Origin of the sequence: Chitinophaga sp. XS-30 (genome assembly GCF_008086345.1) — a bacterium.
Taxonomy (GTDB): domain Bacteria; phylum Bacteroidota; class Bacteroidia; order Chitinophagales; family Chitinophagaceae; genus Chitinophaga.
Genome location: NZ_CP043006.1, coordinates 3,262,107 through 3,284,431 on the forward strand (window position 1 = coordinate 3,262,107; position 22,325 = coordinate 3,284,431).

19 protein-coding genes are annotated in these 22,325 nt (G+C 54.3%); 16 read left to right on the top strand and 3 right to left on the bottom strand.

Going from position 1 to position 22,325, the window contains the following annotated elements:
* Positions 1-19 precede the first annotated feature (19 nt).
* From FW415_RS13405 to FW415_RS13455, 11 genes are all read left to right on the top strand, one after another.
* The gene (locus FW415_RS13405) at positions 20-1,777 is read left to right on the top strand and encodes a PVC-type heme-binding CxxCH protein (protein ID WP_148385792.1); all 1,758 of its coding nucleotides are present in this window, start codon (positions 20-22) and stop codon (positions 1,775-1,777) included.
* The gene (locus FW415_RS13410; RefSeq protein WP_148385794.1) at positions 1,692-3,545 is read left to right on the top strand and encodes a plastocyanin/azurin family copper-binding protein; all 1,854 of its coding nucleotides are present in this window, start codon (positions 1,692-1,694) and stop codon (positions 3,543-3,545) included. The genes FW415_RS13405 and FW415_RS13410 overlap by 86 nt, the downstream gene beginning before the upstream one ends.
* A gap of 67 nt (positions 3,546-3,612) precedes the next feature.
* A complete protein-coding gene (locus FW415_RS13415; RefSeq protein WP_148385797.1) occupies positions 3,613-4,476 on the top strand; it encodes a sugar phosphate isomerase/epimerase in 864 nt (287 codons plus the stop codon).
* 31 nt (positions 4,477-4,507) lie between these two features.
* Positions 4,508-5,641 carry a Gfo/Idh/MocA family oxidoreductase gene (locus tag FW415_RS13420; RefSeq protein WP_148385799.1) on the top strand — a complete coding sequence of 378 codons (1,134 nt, stop codon included), beginning with the start codon at positions 4,508-4,510 and terminating at the stop codon, positions 5,639-5,641.
* A 164-nt stretch (positions 5,642-5,805) separates the two neighbouring features.
* Positions 5,806-6,564, top strand: a complete 759-nt coding sequence (locus tag FW415_RS13425) for an ankyrin repeat domain-containing protein (RefSeq protein ID WP_148385801.1) — start codon at positions 5,806-5,808, stop codon at positions 6,562-6,564.
* Positions 6,565-6,575: 11 nt separating this feature from the next.
* Positions 6,576-7,343 (top strand): hypothetical protein, encoded by a 768-nt coding sequence (locus tag FW415_RS13430; RefSeq protein WP_148385804.1) that lies wholly within the window; start codon positions 6,576-6,578, stop codon positions 7,341-7,343.
* A complete protein-coding gene (locus tag FW415_RS13435; RefSeq protein ID WP_148385806.1) occupies positions 7,340-7,951 on the top strand; it encodes a hypothetical protein in 612 nt (203 codons plus the stop codon). The genes FW415_RS13430 and FW415_RS13435 overlap by 4 nt, the downstream gene beginning before the upstream one ends.
* A gap of 274 nt (positions 7,952-8,225) precedes the next feature.
* A complete protein-coding gene (locus FW415_RS13440; protein ID WP_148385809.1) occupies positions 8,226-9,434 on the top strand; it encodes an Nramp family divalent metal transporter in 1,209 nt (402 codons plus the stop codon).
* 15 nt (positions 9,435-9,449) lie between these two features.
* Complete coding sequence (locus FW415_RS13445) at positions 9,450-10,457, top strand: NAD(P)-dependent oxidoreductase (RefSeq protein ID WP_246858738.1); 1,008 nt, start codon at positions 9,450-9,452, stop codon at positions 10,455-10,457.
* A gap of 11 nt (positions 10,458-10,468) precedes the next feature.
* Positions 10,469-11,533, top strand: a complete 1,065-nt coding sequence (locus FW415_RS13450) for a dihydrodipicolinate synthase family protein (RefSeq protein ID WP_210420683.1) — start codon at positions 10,469-10,471, stop codon at positions 11,531-11,533.
* Positions 11,534-11,575: 42 nt separating this feature from the next.
* Complete coding sequence (locus FW415_RS13455) at positions 11,576-12,760, top strand: M20 family metallopeptidase (protein WP_148385814.1); 1,185 nt, start codon at positions 11,576-11,578, stop codon at positions 12,758-12,760.
* Here the strand turns inward: FW415_RS13455 and FW415_RS13460 are convergent.
* From FW415_RS13460 to FW415_RS13470, 3 genes are all read right to left on the bottom strand, one after another.
* Positions 12,757-14,262 (bottom strand): hypothetical protein, encoded by a 1,506-nt coding sequence (locus FW415_RS13460; RefSeq protein ID WP_148385816.1) that lies wholly within the window; start codon positions 14,260-14,262, stop codon positions 12,757-12,759. The genes FW415_RS13455 and FW415_RS13460 overlap by 4 nt on opposite strands.
* Positions 14,263-14,355: 93 nt before the next feature.
* Positions 14,356-14,703, bottom strand: a complete 348-nt coding sequence (locus tag FW415_RS13465) for a high-potential iron-sulfur protein (RefSeq protein WP_148385819.1) — start codon at positions 14,701-14,703, stop codon at positions 14,356-14,358.
* A 31-nt stretch (positions 14,704-14,734) separates the two neighbouring features.
* Positions 14,735-16,840 carry a PVC-type heme-binding CxxCH protein gene (locus FW415_RS13470; RefSeq protein ID WP_168208814.1) on the bottom strand — a complete coding sequence of 702 codons (2,106 nt, stop codon included), beginning with the start codon at positions 16,838-16,840 and terminating at the stop codon, positions 14,735-14,737.
* Positions 16,841-17,261: 421 nt separating this feature from the next.
* Between FW415_RS13470 and FW415_RS13475 the strand changes: the two genes are divergently transcribed.
* The 5 genes from FW415_RS13475 to FW415_RS13495 are packed head-to-tail and all read left to right on the top strand — an operon-like array spanning position 17,262 to position 22,272.
* Positions 17,262-18,629, top strand: coding sequence for a DegT/DnrJ/EryC1/StrS aminotransferase family protein (locus FW415_RS13475; RefSeq protein WP_148385823.1), 1,368 nt, complete (start codon positions 17,262-17,264; stop codon positions 18,627-18,629).
* 14 nt (positions 18,630-18,643) lie between these two features.
* Positions 18,644-19,981, top strand: coding sequence for a hypothetical protein (locus FW415_RS13480; protein WP_210420684.1), 1,338 nt, complete (start codon positions 18,644-18,646; stop codon positions 19,979-19,981).
* Between the two features lie 10 nt (positions 19,982-19,991).
* Complete coding sequence (locus FW415_RS13485) at positions 19,992-20,393, top strand: hypothetical protein (RefSeq protein ID WP_148385826.1); 402 nt, start codon at positions 19,992-19,994, stop codon at positions 20,391-20,393.
* Positions 20,323-21,363, top strand: a complete 1,041-nt coding sequence (locus tag FW415_RS13490) for a hypothetical protein (protein WP_148385828.1) — start codon at positions 20,323-20,325, stop codon at positions 21,361-21,363. Before FW415_RS13485 ends, FW415_RS13490 begins: the two co-directional genes overlap by 71 nt.
* Before the next feature lie 24 nt (positions 21,364-21,387).
* Positions 21,388-22,272, top strand: a complete 885-nt coding sequence (locus FW415_RS13495; RefSeq protein ID WP_148385831.1) for a hypothetical protein — start codon at positions 21,388-21,390, stop codon at positions 22,270-22,272.
* Positions 22,273-22,325: the final 53 nt, after the last annotated feature.

The following is a 22,325-nucleotide window of genomic DNA, read 5'->3' on the forward strand; positions in this document are numbered from 1 at the left end:
ACCAATCCAACTTATCGCCATGTTATGGAAGGTCTTCCCTGCCTTTAGCGCATTCCTTGTTCTCGCTTCGGCCATCGCCTGCAATCAGCCCGCAGATGGCCCCAGGCGCCTTGAAATCCTTTTCCTTGGTCATAAAAGCAAGCATCACGATTCCGAGAAGCTGGCCGATATCTTCACCAAAGAATATTTCAAAGACGGCATCAATATTTCCTACACTACCGATCCGGATGACCTCAATGAGGCCAACCTGGAAGGGTATGACGGCCTGATCGTTTATGCCAACCACGATTCCATCAGCCCCTCGCAGGAGAAGGCGCTGCTGGACTTTGTGAACGGCGGGAAGGGGTTCATTCCCCTGCATTCGGCTTCCTTCTGCTTCCGGAACTCTCCCGAAGTGGTGGAAATGATCGGCGGGCAGTTCAAAAGCCATCGCTATGATTCGTTCCCGGCGGTGATCATCAAACCGGAACATCCGGTGATGAAGGATATCCCGGCATTCGTTACCCGGGATGAAACTTATGTGCATGACAAGATCAGCAAGAATATAGAAGTGCTCACCGAAAGGGTGGAAGGGGACCATCATGAGCCTTATACCTGGGTAAGACCGTATGGCAAGGGCCGGGTTTTCTACACCGCTTATGGTCATGATGACGCCACCTTCAACAACCCGGGTTTCCTGGCGCTGGTGAAGAACGGCATCCTCTGGGCGGTAGGCGATGAGGCGAAAGCAAGGCTGGCGGCTTACAAGATCGCGCAGCCCACGTACACGGACGGGCCCGTTCCCAACTACGAAAAACGCGACCCGGCGCCCAAAGTGCAGTCATCCCTCACGCCGGAGGAATCCATGTCCCTCATCCAGGTGCCGGTAGGCTTCGGATTGCAGCTTTTTGCCGCGGAGCCGGATGTGGTGAACCCTATTTATATGAACTGGGATGAAAAAGGCCGGCTCTGGGTGATCGAAACAGTGGATTATCCCAATGAAATAAAGAGCGGCGACCAGGGCGATGACCGTATTAAAATACTGGAAGACACAGACGGCGATGGGCGGGCGGACAAGTTCACCATCTTTGCCGATAAGCTGAACATCCCCACCAGTTTCGTATTCGTGAACGGCGGCATCATTGTAAGCCAGGCCCCTTCCTTTATTTTCCTGCAGGATACGGACGGGGATGACAAAGCGGACGTAAGAAAAGAGATATTGTCCGGATGGGGCAAGAGCGATACCCACGCACAGGCCTCTAACCTGCGTTACGGCGTTGACAACATGATCTGGGGCGTAGTGGGTTATTCCGGTTTCAACGGGAAAGGCGATACGGACTCCCTGCGTTTCGGCAGCGGGTTGTACCGGTTTGCGCCGGATGGGTCCAAACTGGAATTTCTCGCCAAAACCAGCAACAACACCTGGGGCCTCGGCTTTTCGGAGGAATTTGATGTGTTCGCGTCTACCGCCAACAATACCCACAGCGCTTTTATGGGCATACCGGAAAGGTATTTCAGCAAAGCCAGGATCGAGCCTGTTGGTGCGGAAAAGATCGATGCGCATTACGCGATGCACGTGGCTACAAAGAACCTGCGCCAGGTGGATGTGCATGGCGGGTTCACGGCAGCCGCGGGGCATAGTTTGTACACCGCCAGGGCATTCCCCGAAGCATACTGGAACCGCATCGCTTTTGTAACGGAACCTACAGGTCGTGGTGCACCGTCACATACTGGCGCAGTCCGGTGCAGGTTTCAGGGAAGACGGCGATGGCTGGAATATGCTGGCGAGCGCCGATGAATGGTGTGCGCCTATTCAGGCCGAAGTTGGTCCGGATGGCGCATTGTGGGTAACGGACTGGTATGATTTCATCATCCAGCATAATCCCACGCCTTCGCCCGAAAGAGGTGGTTACCAGGCGGAGAATGGGGAAGGGAACGCGTATGTGAACCCATTGCGCGATCATGAGCGCGGCCGCATTTACCGCATCTACAACAAAAAGAATAATCAGAAGAATAAAACAAAGCTGGATAAAGAGGATACGGACGAACTGGTGAAAACGCTGAAGAGCGACAATATGTTCTGGCGCCTCACGGCCCAGCGGTTGCTGGTGGAAAAGGGAGATACTTCCGTTTTGCCGGCATTGTACAGTTTGGTGAGAAATCAGGAGCTGGACGGCGCGGGCATCAATGCCCCGGCCATTCATGCGCTGTGGACGATGAAAGGGCTGCAGGCGCTGGAAGGCAAAAATACCGAAGCCCTGGCCGTAGCGATGGAAGCGTTGAAACACACGTCTGCCGGGGTACGCCGGGCGGCCATCCAGGTATTGCCGGAAACGCCCGTTACCTTCAAGGCCATGCAGCAGGCCAATGCCTTTGATGACAAGGATATGCGGGTGCGCCTCACAGCGGCATTGTCCGTTGCCGGTATGGGCACCTCCGGGGAGATCGGGCAGGCATTGATGAATATGGCCGAGAAAGAGGAGAATATTGCAGATACCTGGCTGCGGCATGCGTTGACGATCACCGGCAAGCTGCATGAAGAAACGTTCAGGGCCGCGCTGCGCGATAAAGGGCTGGATGACAACCCTTCCCTCATCGGGGCTTCTGTGGCACAGCGCCTCGCATTCGGCAGCAGGCTCAGTACTACGCCGTTGCGGCGCGGCTGGGGCAGAAGGTCCGGTGATGAACCTTCGCCGGAGATGGCGGGAAGGGAGTTCCTGCTCTCCGGGAGCGTAGAGAAATTCGAACGCCCCGGCGCGCCGAGGGACAGCGGGCAAAATACGCGCTCGGGAATGATCGCCGCACAGGGGAACAAAACGAACGGATATGGATTGTATATCCTCAACAATACGCTGCATTTTGTCATCAATCAAAATGGCAAGGCAAACCGGATCAGCAGCCCCGGAACACTGCCGGATAATTTCAGCTTCCGGGCAGGTTTGCAAAGGGATGGAACTATGCAGCTTTTTGTAGATGATAAGGAGATCGCTGCAGCAAAAACATCCGGGTTATTCAAAAACGATCTCTCTTCCCCGCTGAGAGTGGGGGCTGATGACAGCAAAGGCAATGAGCGCGTGGCCGATTACCCCACTGCTGAGAATTTCCGGCTGATGGCGCGGCTGAATAATGCGAAGCTGGAAACGCTCGGGGAGGGGATGGCTGCGCCAACCGTTGTAACCGGGAAGATCGACCGCACGGTTGTGCTGGGCGTGATCAAGGATGTGATGAAATACGATCAGCAGCTGCTCACCGTGAAGGCAGGCAGCACCATTGAGTTCGTATTCCAGAATACCGATTTCATGCAGCATAATTTCCTGCTCATCCAGCCCGGTACCACGGACAAAGTGGGCGCGGCGGCGGACAAGCTGGCGCAGGACCCCAAAGGCCCTGAAATGCAGTACGTGCCGAAAATGCCGGAAGTGCTGCTGGCCACACCGCTCGTCAACCCGGGGAATAAATATACCGTGGTGTTCAAAGTGCCGGACACACCGGGAGATTATCCCTACGTCTGCACCTTCCCGGGGCACTGGCGGATCATGAACGGTATCATGCGGATCGTCAAATAAGTTTCCACGTTAAAAAAAGAGCATGCAAAAGAATGCGCAGGGGCCATCAAACGTATAAATCAGTATCATGTCATTACATATCAGCTTTGGCGCCAGCACATGGCTATGGGTATCGCCTTTTACCACCGCATCCATCGGGGAGCTGTTCCCGAAAATTGCGGGAATGGGGTTTGATACGGTGGAGATCGCCGTGGAAGATCCCGCGCTGATCGATGTACGGGCCGTGAAAGAAGCGCTCCGGCAGCATCAGCTCAAAGCCATTATTTGCGGCGCTTTCGGTCCGTCGAGGGACCTTACGCATGAAGATCCCGCCGTTCACCGGAACTGTTTTGATTATATCGGATCTTGCCTGGATATGTGCGCGGAACTGGGCACCGGCTTTTTCGGCGGCCCTATGTACTCGGCCGTAGGCAAGGCGCGAATGGTGGAGCCGGAACAGCGAAAAAGGGAATGGGAACTGGCAGTGAAGAACCTGCGGACCGTATGTGAGATGGCCGCCGCACGTGGACTGAAGATCGCGCTGGAACCGCTGAACCGCTTTGAATCAGATCTGGTCAATACCACGGAGGATGTGCTTCGCCTGATCGGCGATATCGGCCATCCGGCCGCCAATGTTATGCTGGACGGCTTTCATATGAATATCGAAGAAAGGAATGTGGAGCAGGCCATCACGGCGGCTGGCGACAAGCTCATTCACCTGCAGGTCTCCGAGAACTTCCGTGGTACGCCCGGTGCGGGGCATACGCCCTGGGAGGCGTACCGGAAAGGGCTGGAAGCCATCGGTTATTCCGGCACGGTATCTATAGAAAGTTTCACCCCGCAAAACAGGGAACTGGCCGGCGCGGTCTGTTTCTGGCATCCCATGGCGGAAAGTCAGGATGGTCTTGCGACGGAAGGGCTGGCCTTTCTGAAGCGCTGGGCCAATGCATAGCGCATATTATTGAACCTTTTAACCTTACGATATGTCAAAGCAAATCAATATCGCTATAGTGGGACTGGGATTCGGGGCCGAATTCATTCCCATCTACCAGCGTCATCCGCATGCGAACATGTATGCGATCTGCCAGCGGAATGCAGACAAGCTGAAAGAGGTCGGTGATCTCTGGGGTGTAGAAAAAAGATACACGGATTATGATGAGTTGCTGAAAGATCCCGAAGTGGATGCCGTGCACATCAACACGCCCATTCCTGACCATGCCGCGCAATCCATCAAAGCGCTGAAGGCCGGAAAACACGTAGCCTGCACGGTGCCGATGGCTACAACGGTGGAAGAATGCCGCGAGATCGTGGCGCTGGTGAAGCAAACGGGGCTGACCTATATGATGATGGAAACCGTCATCTACGCCCGTGAGTTCCTTTTTATGAAGGAGCAGTACGAGAAAGGCGAACTGGGCAAGATACAGTTCCTGAAAGCCAGCCATCAGCAGGACATGGACGGATGGCCGAGCTACTGGCCCGGGTTGCCGCCGATGTACTACGCCACGCATTGCGTTGGCCCGGTGCTGGCGTTGACACGGGGAGAAGCGGAGTATGTGTCCTGCTTCGGTTCCGGAACGATCCGCGAAGAGTTGCATCAATATTACAATTCACCGTTTGCGATAGAAAGCACGCATATCAAGTTCCGTAATTCGGATCTGAGCGCGCATATCTACCGTTCACTTTTCGATACCGCCCGTCAATACCGGGAAAGCTTTGAGGTGTATGGTTCGAAGAAATCGGTGGAATGGCCGTTGATAGAAGGCCGTCCCCTTGTGGTGCATACTGCGGGAAAGCCGGAGCCGGACATCCCGGAAGAAATGCATTCACCGGACTATGCGCACCTGCTGCCCGAGCCGATCCAGCGTTTCACCACGAAAGGCGTGTATGATACGGACGATCATCAGCATCTTTCCTTTACGCAGGGCGCCGGTCACGGTGGATCGCATCCTCACCTGGTACATGAATTTGTGACCGCGCTGGTGGAAAAACGATCGCCTTTCCCGAATGCCGTGCAATCGGCCAATATCACCTGTGTAGGGATACTGGCGCATGAATCCGCGCTGCAGGGCGGGAAGACGATACCGCTGCCGGCGTTTACGTTTGCACAAGAGAAATAATACCTGACTATATATGCTGTTCCGCCGGAGGCTTCTGCCGTCCGGCGGATTTTTTTTGGTTCATCCCTCCAGGGCAGGCGCGGGAAAATATACAAGATTTTCCATAGCGTCTTTGTGCATGAAATTGCCTATTTTCAAGCCGTTATTTCATAAACCATGGACGAATGAAGATCAATGTTTTAACCCTTTTCCTTTTCTTATCTGTATACACCGGCATTAAATCCCAGGACATCCAACCCAGCGCTGAGACCGTCAATCTGTTCTATGACGCCATTTTTGCCAACAACACGCAAAAGGTGGTCGCCATGCTGAAAAGCAAGGAATTTCCGGCTGATTTTGAGCCGGATAATAAAGTAACGCCATTGCAGGCCGCTATCTGGCAAAACAGGGGGAGAATGGTGGAGGTATTGGTGGAAGGCGGCGCCCATATCGACAGTAAAAAGAAGTCCGCTGTGCTGGAAGCGGCAGAAAAAGGCAGATTCGCCATTCTGAAATACCTGCTTGCCAAAGGAGGGGATATGAATCCTCCGCCCAACGGAACCTTCAACGTTGCGGCAGTGCATGATCATTACGATTGCGCGAGGTTATTGCTGCTGAAAGGCGCCAGGCAGGACCTGGGTGACGGATCCGGCAAACTGAAATTCCTGAAAGCTGCCCTGAAAAAATCGGATATTGAAGCGATGGATGCATTGACATTGAGCAAAGACGAGATCAATATGCATGATTGCGATGGAGCAACCCCGCTGATCACTGCCGTCAAAGCCAATCTTCCCGATATTGTTGCCTGGCTGCTGAAGAAAGGCGCGGATAGAACCAAGCCGGAAACATTCGACTGCGGGGATGATATCACTTACGGAGTAAAGCCCCTGGAGATCGCCCGAAAAATGGCACATACGGATATCATCAAACTACTTACGCAATAACCCCATTCCACATGAAAAGATCCAGAAAGGCAATGATAATTATCCTGGTCATTATATCCATACCATTTCTCCTCCTGCTGGTCAACTACCTGTTCAGCCGTTACTACGACAAGACCTATGCGGTCATTGATGAAGGCGCCGTGTCTGAACACTATAGCATCGGAAAGATCAATGTGCCGGGGCGGAAATTTGAATACCATTTCAGTTCCTCGAATCCCGCCGGAGGCGAACACGATGGTTATCTGTATTACGATACGCTGCATAAACGGGCGATCCTGCAGACGGAGGAATACCGGCCTTCATCCGGGGATAGCGTCAGCAGGAGTGTGTTAACGCACTACCTGCGGATAGATGCCGACGGAAATGTATCCGGTCAGGAAGAAGAAGGGGACAGTCCTTTTGCGAACGCCGTGGTGCTGAAAAATGAGCTGATACCTTTCCAGAAATGGTCAGACGCCACGCAGAAGGTACATCTGCAGCATTTTGGCAAACGAAAGTTCAATTTTGAGTGCCTGAACCCGTTTTCGGGCATGGGCAATCCCACCGGCGGCAGCCCCTGTTATTTCTGGGATGGATACGGATATTATAATATCGTGTTCAATAATGAAACGCTGAAAGTGAAGATACCTTGCGAAAGCGGTTCCATCTTTTTTCCCGCGGACCATGCTTACCGGACCGGGCTGTATTACTACGAACGGCCGGAAGACGACATTGCCTTTTTAGTGTATGCCAAAAATCATGCACAACATCAGCTGTTCATGATCAAACGGAAGAAATGAATCATCGCATCTATTCTATACTGTTCCTGTTTTTGCTGGGTTCCGGTTTGAGATCGTACGGGCAGGACACGCTGCCGGCGAAACGTACCGGCATCTATTTCGGGATCAACGTAGGCACCTGGTTCCCGGACGGCCGGAATAAAGTGCTGGGCCATCCTTTGCTGGCCGGCGTGACCCTCGGCCTGAGAGCGGACAGGAACGCATACGCCCTGAATTTCGATCTGATCGGCATCGGGGTGAACAGCACGAAGGAGCCGGTTGTCATTACATCCGGGGACAGTACCGTGACGCAGGATGACTATTCCGGTATGCAGTTCACGTTCGACTACAGCCGCGAGCTCTGGCGCTGGAAGCGGATGGCCGTTGAAGGCCTGTGCGGCATCGGCTACGGGCGGCTTTCCTATTACAATCCTGATAAAGATACGGACGTGTATAAAGGCAGTTTTGTGCTGAGCCCGGGCGTCAGTCTTCGCTGGTTGCTGGGGCGTAAATATTTCGTGCAGCTCAAAGCGCAGTATTGTGTGGCGGATTACCGGCTCAGGGATAATACCAGTACAGATTTTTCAGGCAACTACATCATCACGAAGCTGGTTTTCGGCGGCCAGTGACCCCAAATGCCTGGTTTTTCTCCACCGCTCCGGGCACGCTTCTCCATTACAGTTTTTTTCCGGCCAAACCGCTGCGAAATCGCCACCTTTTAAAAATGGGTGTCTTTTACCGAAACTCCATTCCACCGGAATATTATCGTCAGGAGGATAGCAGGCATGCTTTACATGCTGGTTGCAAAGGTATGCCCCTCCACTACTCAAATCCCGCAGGGTATTACTAGGAAATTCCGGAATATTGCCTATTTTCGGTAACGTTACCGTAAATTGCCAAAATATGATAGATCGCATCAGATCATGGCTGGGTTCCCTCGGCCCGGGGCTCATCATCGCCGCCCTCGTTTTCGGCCCCAGCAAAATGACCATCACTTCCAAACTCGGCGCCGGCTACGGATTTGCTACGTTGTGGATTGTGGTAGTGGCCATTTTCTTCATGATGATATTCACCGCCATGTCCGCCCGCATCGGCCACGCCACACAGCGGTCGCTCCTCAGCATCATAGCAGACAAGTGGGGGCGCCCGGCGGGTATCATCGCCGGCATCGGCATCTTCCTCGTTTGCACTTCCTTTCAGGCGGGCAATTCCGTCGGCGTGGGCGTGGCGCTGGCGGAGCTGACACATACTTCGGTAACGCCTTGGATCATCCTGTTCAACATCATTGGCATCGGCCTGCTTTTCTTCAGAAGTTTCTATAAAACGCTGGAACGGCTCATGATCGCACTGATCGGCATCATGCTGGCGGCCTTTCTCGTGACGGTCTTCCTCGTGAAGCCGGACCCGGCACAGACGGCCACGGGCTTCATCCCCTCCATTCCAAAAGGCTCCCAGGGTCTCATGATCGCTTTCATGGCCTCCTGCTTTTCCATCGTGGGCGCTTTTTACCAGTCTTACCTCGTACAGGAAAGAAGACGCCTCCAACCGGCAAAAGCATCGCAACGCAAGAGCAACAGCCTCACGGGCATCATCATCCTCGGCTTCATGAGCGCTATTGTCATGATCTGCGCGGCGGCGGTGCTGCATCCCCAGGGCATCCGCGTGAATACGGCAACCGATATGTCCAAGGCATTGGAACCGCTCTTTGGCAGGTATGCATCCGGACTCTTCCTCACGGGCCTGTTCGCGGCCTCTTTTTCTTCCATTGTAGGCAATGCCAGCGTGGGCGGCATTCTGCTGGGTGATGCGCTTGGCTTCGGGAGCGATTTCAGCGCGCGGAAAACCAGGTTGTTCATCGCGCTGGTCATGATAGCGGGCGCGGTGATCGCCATTGCGTTTGGCAGACTGCCGCTGGAACTGATCGTGTTCGCGCAGAGTGTGACCATCTTCATCGTGCCGTTCATCGGCATTGCCATGTACCTCATCGCTAACAATGAAAAGATCATGGGCGAAGCAAAGAACAGCGGGTTTGTCAGGATTGCCGGTGCACTCGGCCTGCTGGTGATCATTTTCCTCGCGGCAGTGAACTTTAAAGATCTTTTTCTCAAATAAATCAAAATTCAGATAATGGAGCATGTATATCAGGAGTTGTTAAAACCATCGCCGGCGTTGTTGCAGGATATTGCCCGCATCGATGGGGACATTATGCTGATGGGCGTTGGCGGCAAAATGGGGCCTGCCATGGCCCGGCTGGCCAAACAGGCGGTGGAGGAAGCGGGCATTCAAAAGAAGATCACCGGCGTGTCCCGCTTTTCGGAGCCCGGACTGCAGGAGGAGCTGAACGCGCTCGGCATCAACACCATCAAAGCGGATCTGCTGAATGATGCTGAACTGCAGGCGCTTCCGGAAACGCAGAACCTCATCTACCTGGCTGGACAAAAATTCGGCACCACCGGCCGTGAATCCTACACCTGGGCCATGAACACGTATCTCCCCGGCAGAGTGGCAGAGAAATTCCGCCATGCCCGGATCGTGGCCTTCTCTACCGGTAACGTCTACCCGCTTTCCCCGGTGCTGAACGGGGGGCTGGCGGAGGACATCCCGGCGGCGCCGGTAGGGGAGTACGGACAGTCCTGCCTCGGCAGGGAACGCATGTTCCAGTACTTTTCATCGATATACAACACGCCGGTATTCATCTATCGCCTCAATTACGCCAATGATGTGAGCTACGGCGTATTGCTGGAGATCGCCAAAGCGGTGTATGAGCAACGGGAGATCGATCTGCGGATGGGGCATGTGAACGTGATATGGCAGGGTGATGCCAATGAAATAGCCATCCGCGCCCTGCTGCATTGCGAAGCGCCGGCGAAAACGGTGAATGTCAGCGGCCCGGAAACAGTGGCGGTACGCTGGCTGGCGCAGGAGTTCGGCAAGCGGATGGATAGAACGCCCCGCTTTGTGAACAGCGAACAGCCGGATGCGCTGCTGAGCAATTCCGCGGAATGTTTCCGCCTGTTCGGCTATCCCCGTGTTACGCTTAAGCAGATGATCGACCTGGTGGCGGCATGGATCACGGAAGGTGGAAAAACCATCAACAAACCCACGCACTTCCAGGAAAGGGAAGGCAAATTCTAAAATTCAACATCGTGAAACAACTGAATGAAGATATCAGCGCCCTTTTGCAACAGGGCGCTTTCATCCCCGCGCATCCGCTGGCCTTGCAGGCGGACTTGTCCATCGACGAAGACAGCCAGCGCAGGCTTACCCGCTATTACATCGCCAGCGGGGCGGATGGCATCGCGGTAGGGGTGCATACCACACAATTCGAGATCAGAAAGCCGGAGTTTAACTATCTTGAACCGGTTTTGCGGATGGCGGCCGAAGAAGCAGCGAAAAATGCAGGCGGCAAACCTTTTATCAAAGTGGCCGGGATCTGCGGGCCGGTGGAACAGGCTTTGGAGGATGCCCGGCTGGCGGTGAAATACGGCTACGACCTGGGCCTCCTGAGCATGGGCGGTCTGCAATCGCTGACGGAACAGCAACTGATAGACAGGGCGCGCGCGGTTGGAGCGTTGTTGCCGGTTTTTGGCTTCTACCTGCAACCTGCCGTTGGCGGCCGCGTGCTGAGCTATGATTTCTGGAAGGCCTTTGCTGCCATCCCGGCCGTGCAGGCCATCAAGGTAGCGGCTTTTAACCGCTACCAGACCCTCGATGTGGTGCGGGCGGTATGCGATTCCGGAAGAGCCGGGGAGATCGCCTTATACACCGGGAATGACGATAATATCGTGGCGGACCTGCTGACGCCTTACCGCTTCGTCAACAATGGAAAGATGCTGGAGAAAAGGTTTGTTGGCGGATTATTGGGTCACTATGCGGTATGGACGCATCGCTCTGTGGCTTTATTCAGAAAGATAAGGGAGGCCATAACCGCCGGAAATACAGACCTGCAGAGCTTCCTGTCAACCGGGGTGGAAGTGACGGATATGAATGCGGCGATATTTGATGTGAAGCATGGCTTTAAAGGATGTATTGCAGGCATTCATGAAGTGCTGAAACGGCAGGGATTGATGAAAGGTGTCTGGTGCCTCAGTCCGGATGAAATACTTTCTCCGGGCCAGGCGGAGGAGATCGACAGGGTAACGGCCCTGTATCCTCACCTGGTGGATGATCCGTTCGTAGCGGATTTTATCGCGCGGGACCAGCGTTTGTAAAAGATCCGCTGCGGGTGATCAACATAAAAAATTGTACCGATCATGATACTGGATGAGATCAAAAAATTGTCCGCTTCCGTGTACCCGGAGGTGCTTCACAACAGGCGGCACCTGCATGCCAACCCGGAACTGTCCTTCCACGAAACGGCCACCTGCGCCTTCGTGAAAAAGGAGCTGGACCGCCTGGGCATCAGCTGGATGGCAGTAGCGGAAACCGGTGTGCTGGCTATCCTGAAAGGCGATCTTCCTTCAGACCGGGTGATCGCCCTGCGGGCGGATATGGATGCCCTGCCGATCACCGAAGCGAATGATGTGGAATATGTTTCGCTCAACAAAGGCGTGATGCATGCCTGCGGCCATGATGCGCATACGGCTTCCCTGCTGGGCGCCGCCAGTATCCTGCAATCGGTCAGACACCTGTTCGGCGGTACGGTCAAACTGTTTTTCCAACCGGGAGAGGAGCAACTGCCCGGCGGCGCTACGCTCATGATCAAAGACGGCGCACTGGCTGATCCGGTCCCTTCCGCGGTCATCGGCCAGCATGTGATGCCTTCGCTGCCCTGCGGCAAGATCGGCATCAGGAAAGGTAAATTCATGGCCTCGATGGACGAGATCAAACTGCAGGTGTACGGTCGCGGTGGCCACGGTGCACAGCCTCACCTGAATATCGATCCGGTGACGATGGCGTCGCAGGTGATCGTGGCTTTACAGCAGGTCGTCAGCCGCATGGCCAATCCCGCTATACCCAGTATTTTATCTTTCGGCCGTTTTATAGCAGAAGGCAGCATTAACGTTATCCCGGACTCCGTGTACATCGAGGGCACTTTCCGCACAACGGACGAAGCCTGGCGAACGGAAGCGCATACACGCATACGCCGCATCACGGAATCCATCGTGGAGGGAATGGGCGGCACCTGCAAACTGGATATCCGCAAGGGCTACCCCTGCCTTGTGAATGAAGCAGGACTGACCACGGCCATCAGGGAACATATAGCGGCATACGCCGGCCCGGAGAATATTGTGGACCTGGATATCTGGATGGCATCGGAGGACTTTGCCTATTATGCCGAGCAGGTCAATTCCTGTTTTTATCTCCTGGGTGTCGGGAACGCGGAGAAAGGCATTTCCGCTTCGTTGCACACACCCGGTTTTAATATCGATGAGGATGCACTGCGCCAAAGCCCGGGCCTGATGGCATACCTCGCGGTGAAAACGCTGGGCAACTAACGCAGCCTTCGTTCCCACTTCAGCAGACGCGCACAGAATACCAGCGATTCCATGCCTTTTTGAAGATAAGCCTGCCGGATGGCCCGGTACACTTCCGGGTGGCCGGGCGATAGTTCCAGCCATCCGTGCAGCTGCTGGAAATACGGCGGATGCGCGGGGCCTTTGCCGTCCACTGTTCTGCGTACATCACTCCGGTCCGGCAACAGTACGTTATGCAGCAGGGTATTGGCAAATCGTTCCATATCCCGCTGGCTGAAAACAGTTTTCTCCGCTGCGGCGGCAGCAACCATGGCAATGTCCAGCGTGCCGTGGGACGCATCTTCCGGGCGCGCGGCTCCCTTGAAATATTTCACATTGAAGGAGAGGTTGTCTTCCGGTTTCCACCCGGTGGTGGTCATCGGCTCATACCAGTAGTTCCATATATACAGGTTGCCCCGCCTGTTATATTGCAGGCGGTTTTTGAACAGGCGGCAGAGTTTTTCCGCAGTATGCTTATAGGTAGCTTTTCCGGTAAGCCGGTGCAACGCCAGCAGCACGCAAACATGCCGCCCCAGGTAATTGAAGGGCTGGCCCACATTATCCGCCGGAAAGGATTCCCCCTTTTCGCAGGTAAGCACATATCCTTCGCCACGGCCGGGACCATCACGCCAGAGCCTTTGCAGCATATCCGCATAAGATTCCTCCGCAGCCTGAATGAAACTGTCCGCAACAGGCACAAGTGACCGCAGCGCGGCATCTTTCTTTACAAATTCCGCAAAACGCAGCATCGGGTGATAGATAATACCGTAGTAACCGGTATAGGCCAGCGGAATGGGTGTCAGCCTGATCTTTTGCGCCGGCAGCGGGCTTTGCTGTTTTACCTGTATGCTCACGAGATTGGATGGCTCCGTGGATGTACCGCGACCGGTAGAGTAGGGGGCCATCGGATCATTGATGACCTTTTCTGCAAAACGTTCATCCGCCGGGTTCAAGCTCAGGTTGACATACGTCTCTTTCCGCGGGTAAAATTCATTGCTGACGATGATCGTGAAACCTTGTGCGCCGGGAACAACCTCCACAGTGGTAAGATGATTGTTGGAAAAAGGTGTGGAACGGATGGCTATGACCGTTTCCCCGGCGGCGTTTTTCAATGCGCCGGAGGCTACCACGTATTTGAACCCCATCGTCCAGCCGGGCCGCACTTCCCCGGAACCGTCCTTCACACCCCGCCGGTCATCCCGGTGAGAAAGCAGCCGTTGCCCGCGTTCGGCAAGCTGATGAAGATAAGCCGGATCTTCGGTGGCCTCATACAGATCAGCCAGCGCATGCAGCACAGGAGATTCCCGCCAGGCTATCGTGCTGGCGTCCTTCGATCGCAGCCAGGCGTCTTCTTTGGGCAAGGCTTCGAGCAGTTCATTTGCGCGTTCAATGGAAATGGCTTGCGCCGGAAGCGGCGTAGTATCCGGAACAGCGGCGGTGCTGTAAAAAAGCGCTGTGGTCAACAGGCATATGACAGGAGGCATAACCCGATTATTAGCATGAGAAAAAAGCGGGAGGGGCTGTTACACCCCGTCCCGCGGCTGCTTATCAAACAAAAAAACATTCATGGTTGGCGATCAGGAAAGCGGTGCATAGTAAGTGCAATACCCGTTTTCCTCCACCGGCCCTTTGAACAGGGAACAGGTGCCGCAGCTTTCCCCTTCGCCCGGAGGCAGGTATAGTTTGCAGTTCCCGCATTTATTGTCGGGAATAGGCGTTTCTTCCACATAGCCCAACCGTTTCCGCTTCTCGATCTCTTCCTCGCTAATGCCGGACAGATCGCTGCAGGAAGCGGGTTTGTGGCTTTTGCCGGTATCCTTCGCGGCCTTTTCGCCATTGCCGCAACTGCCGATGAAAAAAGCGCCGCCCAGCAAGAGGCTGCTCAGGCCAAGGGCGTTTTTGATAAAATGTCTGCGCGTGTTCATAAACGTTTGATTATTGGTCGTATGCCGGTTGTTATTCTCCGATGATCTTCTCCAGGTCCGCTGCCGTTTCCGCGGATACGTTCTTCAATTCCGATTTGAATGATTTCAGTTTGGCTTTCAGTTCCGCTGAAATACCCTCCGCTCTCTCCATGCCGCTTGTAAATCCTTTCAGCGCGGCAGTCAGGCGTTTTCCCGTCTGCATGCCGGGATGTTTGAGCAAAGAAAAGAACGGCTTCACCTGCCCTTTGTCATTCCTCGCACCGATGATGTAAGACAGATCATGTATGAAACCGTCATGCAGTTTTGATGTATCGGTATTGCTTTTGAGCAGAGCGTCCAGCAATCCGGGAGAGGAACCGGCATTGGAGCTGAGTACCGCCATCTGCATCATTTTATCATTTCCGTAACGCCCGAGCGCCTGCACAAATGCATGCGTCACCTGGTTGTTGCTGAACTGGCCGAGGCTGAGCACAACCTGCATGGTGAGTTTAGCGGGACTATCCTTCACCATCGGTAATAATTCAGGCAGCAGCTGCGGATAGCGCTCTGCAAGCATGACGGCGTGTTCCCGCACATGCAACGAACTGTCCGCCAGCGCATTTTTTACGATGCCGGCATCCAGCGCCTCCAGTGCCTCCAGCACATACAAGGCATGCAGGCGTGCGCGGGGATCTGTATTGTCCAGCTGCATTTTTTGCAGTGCAGGGATAACGGATCTATCCTGCCGTTCCACCAATAACCGGTGTGCCTGTTGGGCATACCATTGATTGGGATGCGCAAAAAGCTGTACAAGGCTGTCGCCGGACATTTTGCGCAGTGCAGGTGACGCGCTCCTGTAGCTGCTGCTCGCGGGCATCACCCGGTAGATGCGGCCTTTGTCGGAACCCTCATAAAAATCCATTTCCGCTTTCAGGTCATCCGGAATGGAAACAGGTGTTTCAATATGCTGGCGGTAATAATCAAGCACATACAGGTAGCCATCAGGCCCCGTGGCGAAATTCACCGGGCGGAACCAGTTGTCTTTCGACCAGATGAATTCCCGGTCTTTTTCCGCTTCCGCGCGTTTGGCCGTAAAATGCACATCGTCATGGGCCACGGACAGCACATCCCGGTGAACGAGGTTCCCCGCCACTTCGCCGGTGAAAATATTCCCGTAGAAAGAAGCCGGCAAGGCGTCGCCGTTATAAAAAGTGCCGCCGGAAGCGCCGGTAAAATGCCCTCTTTCATATTCCACCCGGTTAAGTTTCTTCTCCTGGAACTCCGCGTTCCTTCTTTTTGATCTTTCCGCTCTCCAGTAAGGCGTGGCGGATTCCTGGAACATCAGCGGATCATGGTCGGAGATATTCTTGATGGCGCGTGTGGTGGGAAGATAGGGGTGCCGGTGCGTGTATCGCCAGGGGATCAGCGTTTGCTGAATGTGGATGGAGTTTTCCGTCACAAAGCGGTTGCCGTAGTCGTCCAGCGCCTGGCCGAACTGCCCGGGCCCCGTTTCCAGTTCAAACAGCCCGCGGTCCAGCCGGAACCGGAAATCCGCACCGCGAACGGAGAGGGGAGCGGCACCTGGTTTATCTTTGTAGGTTACGTTACCGTCCTGTCCCCGGTTATTGGTATAGATCCAGTTATCCACGCCAAAGCGCAGATTGGTGATCTGTGTTTCCGGATTGTCCTTGAAGAAGCCGCTGAACAGCACTTCCCGGGTATCGGCCACAAAATCTCCCGTGGTATCCTTCATATACAATATCTCCGGCGCGGCCGTTACCAGCAGCCCGCCTTTCCAGGGAAGTATGCTGGTGCCTTCCGATAATTTGTCTGCAAAAACAATAGCTGTATCCGCTTTGCCATCGCCATCAAGGTCGCGCAGTACGCGGATATGGCCCTTCTCCGTGCCGGGCGCCGGCTTGTCGGGGTAGTCGGACATTACGACCACATAACAATTCCCGTCCTCGTCAAACTCCATGGATACCGGGTCCATCACCAGCGGCTCCGCGGCAAACAGTTCCATTTTCAATCCTTCAATGATGTGCAAGCTTTTTAATGCCTCTTCCGGCGCCAGCGGCCCCGGATATTTTTCCTTATTCCCGCAACCGGAAGATACCAGTATGACTGCCGGTAAAATGAGACCAGAACAGCGTTTCATAACATTACGCATGGTGTGTCGAATTTAAATCCTGATAGATAAAACGGTACATTTTTTTTTACATGAAAAGCAAAACACTTGCTTTTCATGCTTTTTACATTTAGATTTGTTCAGGTAACGTTAACGTACACGAATATAGTGCTAAATTTCTGACATCAGGTAGCGGCAGGCGTTTAAAAGATCAAATTTTTTTGCGGGATATCTTCTGATTTATGTGGCGTAACCTTCGCTGCGCGGCCGTCAATAACATTTTTCATATCGTACAGGATAACCGGCCGCGAAAAAAAATCGCCCGGAAAACTAACAGGTGATAATTTTTTTTGTTATTTTCGGGTACGTTAACGGAATCAACCAATCAGCATCAGTTCGTCAGCCTGCACAAGCATTAATATTATCAACAGTTATAAAAAACATTATTCAGATGGGTCATACTTCAAGAAGGAAGTTTCTCCGGCAGGGTTCATTAGGGGCCGCGGGGTTCTTGTTTGCCTCCGGCCTGGCCAATAGTTCCTTTGCCGGAACATTCTCAGGAGAAGGGCGTACACCGGCCATCCTCGGCGGCCGCCCGGTGTGGTCGGACACCGATTGGGTAAAATGGCCCATGTGGGTGCAGTCGGAAGACGAGAAGATATTGATAGACAGCGTCCGCAGCGGCGTATGGTCACGCAACAAACTGGTAGACAGCTTTGAAGGCAAATGGGCGGAAGTCGTCGGCGCAAAACGCTGCCTGACCGTAGTGAACGGCACCAATGCGCTGATCACGGCCATCGGCCAGCTGGACATCGGTCCCGGCGACGAAGTGATCACCACACCTTATACATTCATCGCATCCGTTCAGGCCATACTCGCCAATCATGCCATGCCGGTGTTTGCGGACATCGATCCGGCTACCTACCAGATCGATCCGGAAAAACTGGAAAGCAAGATCACCAAACGCACAAAGGCCATCCTCGTTGTCCATATCCTCGGTCTTCCTGCGGATATGGACCGCATCATGGCCATCGCGCAAAAGCATAACCTGCTGGTTATTGAAGATGCCTGCCAGGCGCACCTGGCCGAATACGGCAACAAAAAAGTAGGCTCCATCGGCAAAGCCGGCTGCTTCAGTTTCCAGAATTCCAAGAATCTGCCCATCGGGGAAGGCGGGGCGATCGTTTCGGACGATGAACAGTTCATCGACAAATGTTTTGCCGCGCATAACCTCGGATATGCCTACGGTACATCCACAGGCGCCGTGGCCGGGGACAGTTTCATGAAGGCCTCGAAGATCAGGCTGACGGAGTATGCCGCCGCCATCGGCCTCGCACAGCTGAAACGCCTGGAAGCGCAGACCATTACCCGCGATGAGAACGCCCGGTACCTCTCTTCCATGCTGAAAGATATTGATGGTGTGACGCCTATCAAATTGTACGATAAAGTGAACCGGGGCGCCTTCCATCTGTATTCCTTCCGCTACCGGCCGGAAAGCTTTGCCGGCCTCAGCAGGCAGAAGTTCCTCGAAGCCCTGCGAAAGGAAGGCTTGCCCTGCTCCGGCGGCTACAAGGTCATGCATACCCAGGAGTTTATGAAAGACGCCTTCGCATCCAGGATATACAAAAGCTTCTATACAAAGAAAATGCTGGACTTCGATGACTATCTCCGGCGGAACAGCTGTCCGGAGAACGAAGCGCTCTGCAAGGACGCCGTATGGCTCACGCAGAACGTGCTGCTCGGCTCCCGCAGGGATATGGAAGGCATCGCGGAAGCGATCAGGAATATCAGCAGGAATGCTGACAGGATCAAAGATTAAAATAAACATAGTTCATGGAAGTAGAAAAGCAAAGTGAGCAGCGCATGCTGATGCCTTATGATGCACACGTAGAAAAACTGATCGCCAAAACATTTGATTCCGGGTTTGAACAGGCCCATGATTCGTATAACGCCATCACGGTGGCCAGCGACGGAAGAGTGTATTATGTGCTGTCGTCAGACAAGCATGATATTGCAGGAAGGATGTACGCCTATGATCCGCTGACGGACAGCATTGCGCTGCTCGGTGATCTTACGGAGATCTGCGGTGAAAAAGGGAAACGGTTTATCTCGCAGGGCAAAAGCCATGTAGAGTTCTTTGAAATGGACGGCAAGCTTTATTTCTCCACCCACGTCGGTTTTTATGAGCTGATCGATGGTATGGACCGCTTGCCGGTGAACGCCCCGGAAGGGTACAAGCTGTACAACGGCGGGCATATCCTGTCGTACGACATGAAAACAGGGGAGTTTGAGGACCTGGCCACCATCCCCGGCGGGGAAGGCGTGGTGTCCATGACGATGGATGTGGAGCGTGGAAATATCTATTGCATCACCTGGCCTTTAGGGAACTTTATCCATTACCATACCGGTTCCCGGAAAATGAAGCAGCTGGGCACTGTGGCCGGAAAGGGAGAAGCAGGAACACCGGGAAATGATTTCCGTTCGCTCTGCCGCTCGCTCTTTGTTGACCCGCGGGATGGTACGGTATATTTTTCCACTGCCGCGGGTGATATCTATGGCTATTCACCGGAAAAGAGTACACTGCGGAAGCTGGAAGATGTGGACCTGCGGATCGATTATTTCGGTAAATACAGTCCGGAGCAGCCGGGCAGCATGGGATATAACTGGAGAAAGATCTGCTGGCATGAAGAAGATGAAGTGGCTTACGGTGTGCATGGCAACTCGGGTTACCTCTTCCGCTTCGATCCTGCCGCGCAGAAGATAGAACTGATAGAGCGCATCACCTCCAGCCTCTCCCGCAAAAGCGGGATGTTCGACCAGTTCAGCTACGGCTACCTGGGCTTTCAGACGGGGCCGGACAGGGAAACGATCTATTATCTGACAGGCGGACCGATCTATGTGGACGGCAAGCGTGTGGGCGGTGTGGACGAGATCGGAAAAGGAGCGGCAAAAGGGTTGGAGAACCTTCATCTCGTTACTTATCACATTCCTTCATCCCGGTACTGCGATCATGGCCCTATCTTTTATGAGAACGGGGACAGACCGCTGTATGTCAACTCGATCGCCGTTGCCGCGGACGGCGCCATTTATACGCTGGCGCGGATAGACAGGAACGGCAAAACGGTCACAGACCTGATCAGCATCCCGAACCCTCTTGTAAAAACGGTATAAATACATGTGAATGTTCAGACAATTGAAATATGGACTGATAACGCTGTTCGCCTTGCTGCAGCAGGTGTCCTTCGCCGGCGGTTTTGACGGTGGCGTAAAGGTAGGCACCGGAAAGATCGTGATCACGCCGGAGCTGCCTTTTCACCTGACCGGTTATGCCGGCAGGGATACCCCGGCGGTGGACAAGGTGCACGATCTCTGGGCGAAAGCGCTGGTGATCGAAGAAAGCCCTTCCAGCAGGATCGTCATCGTCACCACAGACGTACTGGGCCTGACGCCGGCCATCTCGGACGCCGCCCGCCCGCCTGGAGCAGAAGCATGGCATAAAACGTTCGCAGATCATGTTCAATTCCTCGCACACCCATTCCGGCCCGATGATCTGGCCGGCGTTAAGTGTGATCGGGGATTATGATACCGCCACGCTGAAAGGGTTTACCCGGTATGCGCTGGGGTTGACCGATAAACTGGTAGCCGTGGTGGATATGGCCATGCAAAGCCTGGAGCCCATGCAGCTCAGTCACGGTAACGGTATGGCCGGTTTTGCGATCAACCGCCGTCAGCGGACACCCGGGGGCATCGTCAACGGTTTGAATACCGGCGGGCATGTGGACCATGATGTACCGGTGCTGCTGGCCCGGAACGCGCAAGGCAAGGTCAAAGCCATACTCTTCGGGTATGCCTGCCATAACACCACCGTCACCGGGAAAAATAACAGCGTGAACGGGGACTATGCCGGGTATGCGCAGATCGCGCTGGAACACCGTTATCCCGGTGCAACGGCATTGTTCTTCATCGGCTGTGCGGGAGACCAGAACCCCGCGCCCAGGGGAACGCTCGAACTCGCTGAGCAGCACGGCAACACATTGGCAGATGCCGTACAGCAAGTGCTTTCCGGGAAGATGGAGACCATCGGCGCTCCGCTGCGCAGCGCTTTTGTGAAAACGGAGTTGCCCTTTCAGCCATTCCGTGCGCAGACGTATCAGAAGGATCTGCTGGAAGGAAACAAGTACGAACAGCGACGGGCAAAGCTCATTATGGAAGCGATGGACAAGGGATGGGATATCTCCGCGCACAGTTACCCGGTGCAGGCCATGCGCATCGGCAACAAGCTGACCATTCTCTCGCTCAGCGGTGAAACAGTGGTCGATTATTCCCTGAACGCCAAGAAAAAATACCCGAAGGAACATCTCTTTGTGGCCGGATACTGCAACCAGGTGGTCTGCTATATTCCCACGGAGAAGATACTGGAAGAAGGAGGGTACGAACCGGTGAGCAGCATGATCTATTACGGCATGCCCGGTCCATTCAAAAAAAGCGTGGAAAGCAAGGTCAATACAGCTATCGGAACAGTGATGCGGGAAGTGGGAGTGCAGAAAAAATAATTCATAACACTTTAATTCCTTCAAATGCCGCTAAAATTTATGTTGCTATTGGGCGCGCTGTGGCTGACTTCCTGTGCAAACCGGAAAATGCATCAGCAGCATAGCGCCTCCGCCAGCCAGGTGTTGCAGAACACCTATGGCACCTACGGTGCGCCGCCACGTCAGCCGGACGGGCGCGTGAACCAGCAGCAGCTCCTCGCCGAGCTGAAAGAGCTGCATGCCACTACTTATCACTGGCTGATCTGGCAGAATGAGCACGACTGGGACGATCTCCGCATCTTTCTTCCGTTGGCCCGGAAGCAGGGGATCAGGGTTTGGGTGACCGTAGTGCCGCCCTCCGAATCAAAACCCATTGCAAAGTTCTCCTCCGAGCCCTTCGGCATGGATTACAAACGCTGGGCCGCCGAGTTTGCACGGCTGAGCCTGAAGGAAACGAATCTTGTAGCCTGGAGCATAGACGATTTTGCGCACAACCTGAAAACATTTACAAGAGGATACACGGATTCCTGCCTGCAGGCGGCAAAGGCCATCAACCCGCGCCTGCTGTTCGTGCCATGTGTTTATTACCGGCAGATCACGCCGCAGTTCGCGGCCGGTTACGGGGATCTGCTGGATGGCATCCTCTTCCCGTACAGGGCCGAATCCACCGGCGCCAATCTGACGGACCCTTCGCAGGTAGGGCCCGAAATAGCGGCCATACGGAAACTGTTCAGAAAAGACCTGCCGGTGTTCGTGGATATCTATGCCACGGCCCACTCAAGACTGGGCGCTTCCTCTCCGGCATATGTGAAGGAGGTGCTGGCGCTGAGCCTGCGGCATGCGGACGGGGTATTGATCTACTGCCATCAGGACCCGCAAAAGTTCACCGAAAAATACAATATCATCAAAGAGGGTTTTAACGAACGATAGGAGGGCGGCACGGCTGGAGGGGACCATCTCATCAGGCCGGAACCATGCAACAC

Bases quoted from the DNA above. Each gene is read 5' to 3' on its own strand.
- FW415_RS13425 (WP_148385801.1), top strand. From the start codon at position 5,806: ATGAAGATCAATGTTTTAACCCTTTTCCTTTTCTTATCTGTATACACC.
- FW415_RS13490 (WP_148385828.1), top strand. From the start codon at position 20,323: ATGTTCAATTCCTCGCACACCCATTCCGGCCCGATGATCTGGCCGGCG.
- FW415_RS13415 (WP_148385797.1), top strand. From the start codon at position 3,613: ATGTCATTACATATCAGCTTTGGCGCCAGCACATGGCTATGGGTATCG.
- FW415_RS13420 (WP_148385799.1), top strand. From the start codon at position 4,508: ATGTCAAAGCAAATCAATATCGCTATAGTGGGACTGGGATTCGGGGCC.
- FW415_RS13480 (WP_210420684.1), top strand. From the start codon at position 18,644: ATGGAAGTAGAAAAGCAAAGTGAGCAGCGCATGCTGATGCCTTATGAT.
- FW415_RS13455 (WP_148385814.1), top strand. From the start codon at position 11,576: ATGATACTGGATGAGATCAAAAAATTGTCCGCTTCCGTGTACCCGGAG.
- FW415_RS13465 (WP_148385819.1), bottom strand. From the start codon at position 14,703: ATGAACACGCGCAGACATTTTATCAAAAACGCCCTTGGCCTGAGCAGC.
- FW415_RS13440 (WP_148385809.1), top strand. From the start codon at position 8,226: ATGATAGATCGCATCAGATCATGGCTGGGTTCCCTCGGCCCGGGGCTC.
- FW415_RS13445 (WP_246858738.1), top strand. From the start codon at position 9,450: ATGGAGCATGTATATCAGGAGTTGTTAAAACCATCGCCGGCGTTGTTG.
- FW415_RS13430 (WP_148385804.1), top strand. From the start codon at position 6,576: ATGAAAAGATCCAGAAAGGCAATGATAATTATCCTGGTCATTATATCC.
- FW415_RS13485 (WP_148385826.1), top strand. From the start codon at position 19,992: ATGTTCAGACAATTGAAATATGGACTGATAACGCTGTTCGCCTTGCTG.
- FW415_RS13475 (WP_148385823.1), top strand. From the start codon at position 17,262: ATGGGTCATACTTCAAGAAGGAAGTTTCTCCGGCAGGGTTCATTAGGG.
- FW415_RS13495 (WP_148385831.1), top strand. From the start codon at position 21,388: ATGCCGCTAAAATTTATGTTGCTATTGGGCGCGCTGTGGCTGACTTCC.
- FW415_RS13435 (WP_148385806.1), top strand. From the start codon at position 7,340: ATGAATCATCGCATCTATTCTATACTGTTCCTGTTTTTGCTGGGTTCC.
- FW415_RS13470 (WP_168208814.1), bottom strand. From the start codon at position 16,840: ATGAAACGCTGTTCTGGTCTCATTTTACCGGCAGTCATACTGGTATCT.
- FW415_RS13460 (WP_148385816.1), bottom strand. From the start codon at position 14,262: ATGCCTCCTGTCATATGCCTGTTGACCACAGCGCTTTTTTACAGCACC.
- FW415_RS13405 (WP_148385792.1), top strand. From the start codon at position 20: ATGTTATGGAAGGTCTTCCCTGCCTTTAGCGCATTCCTTGTTCTCGCT.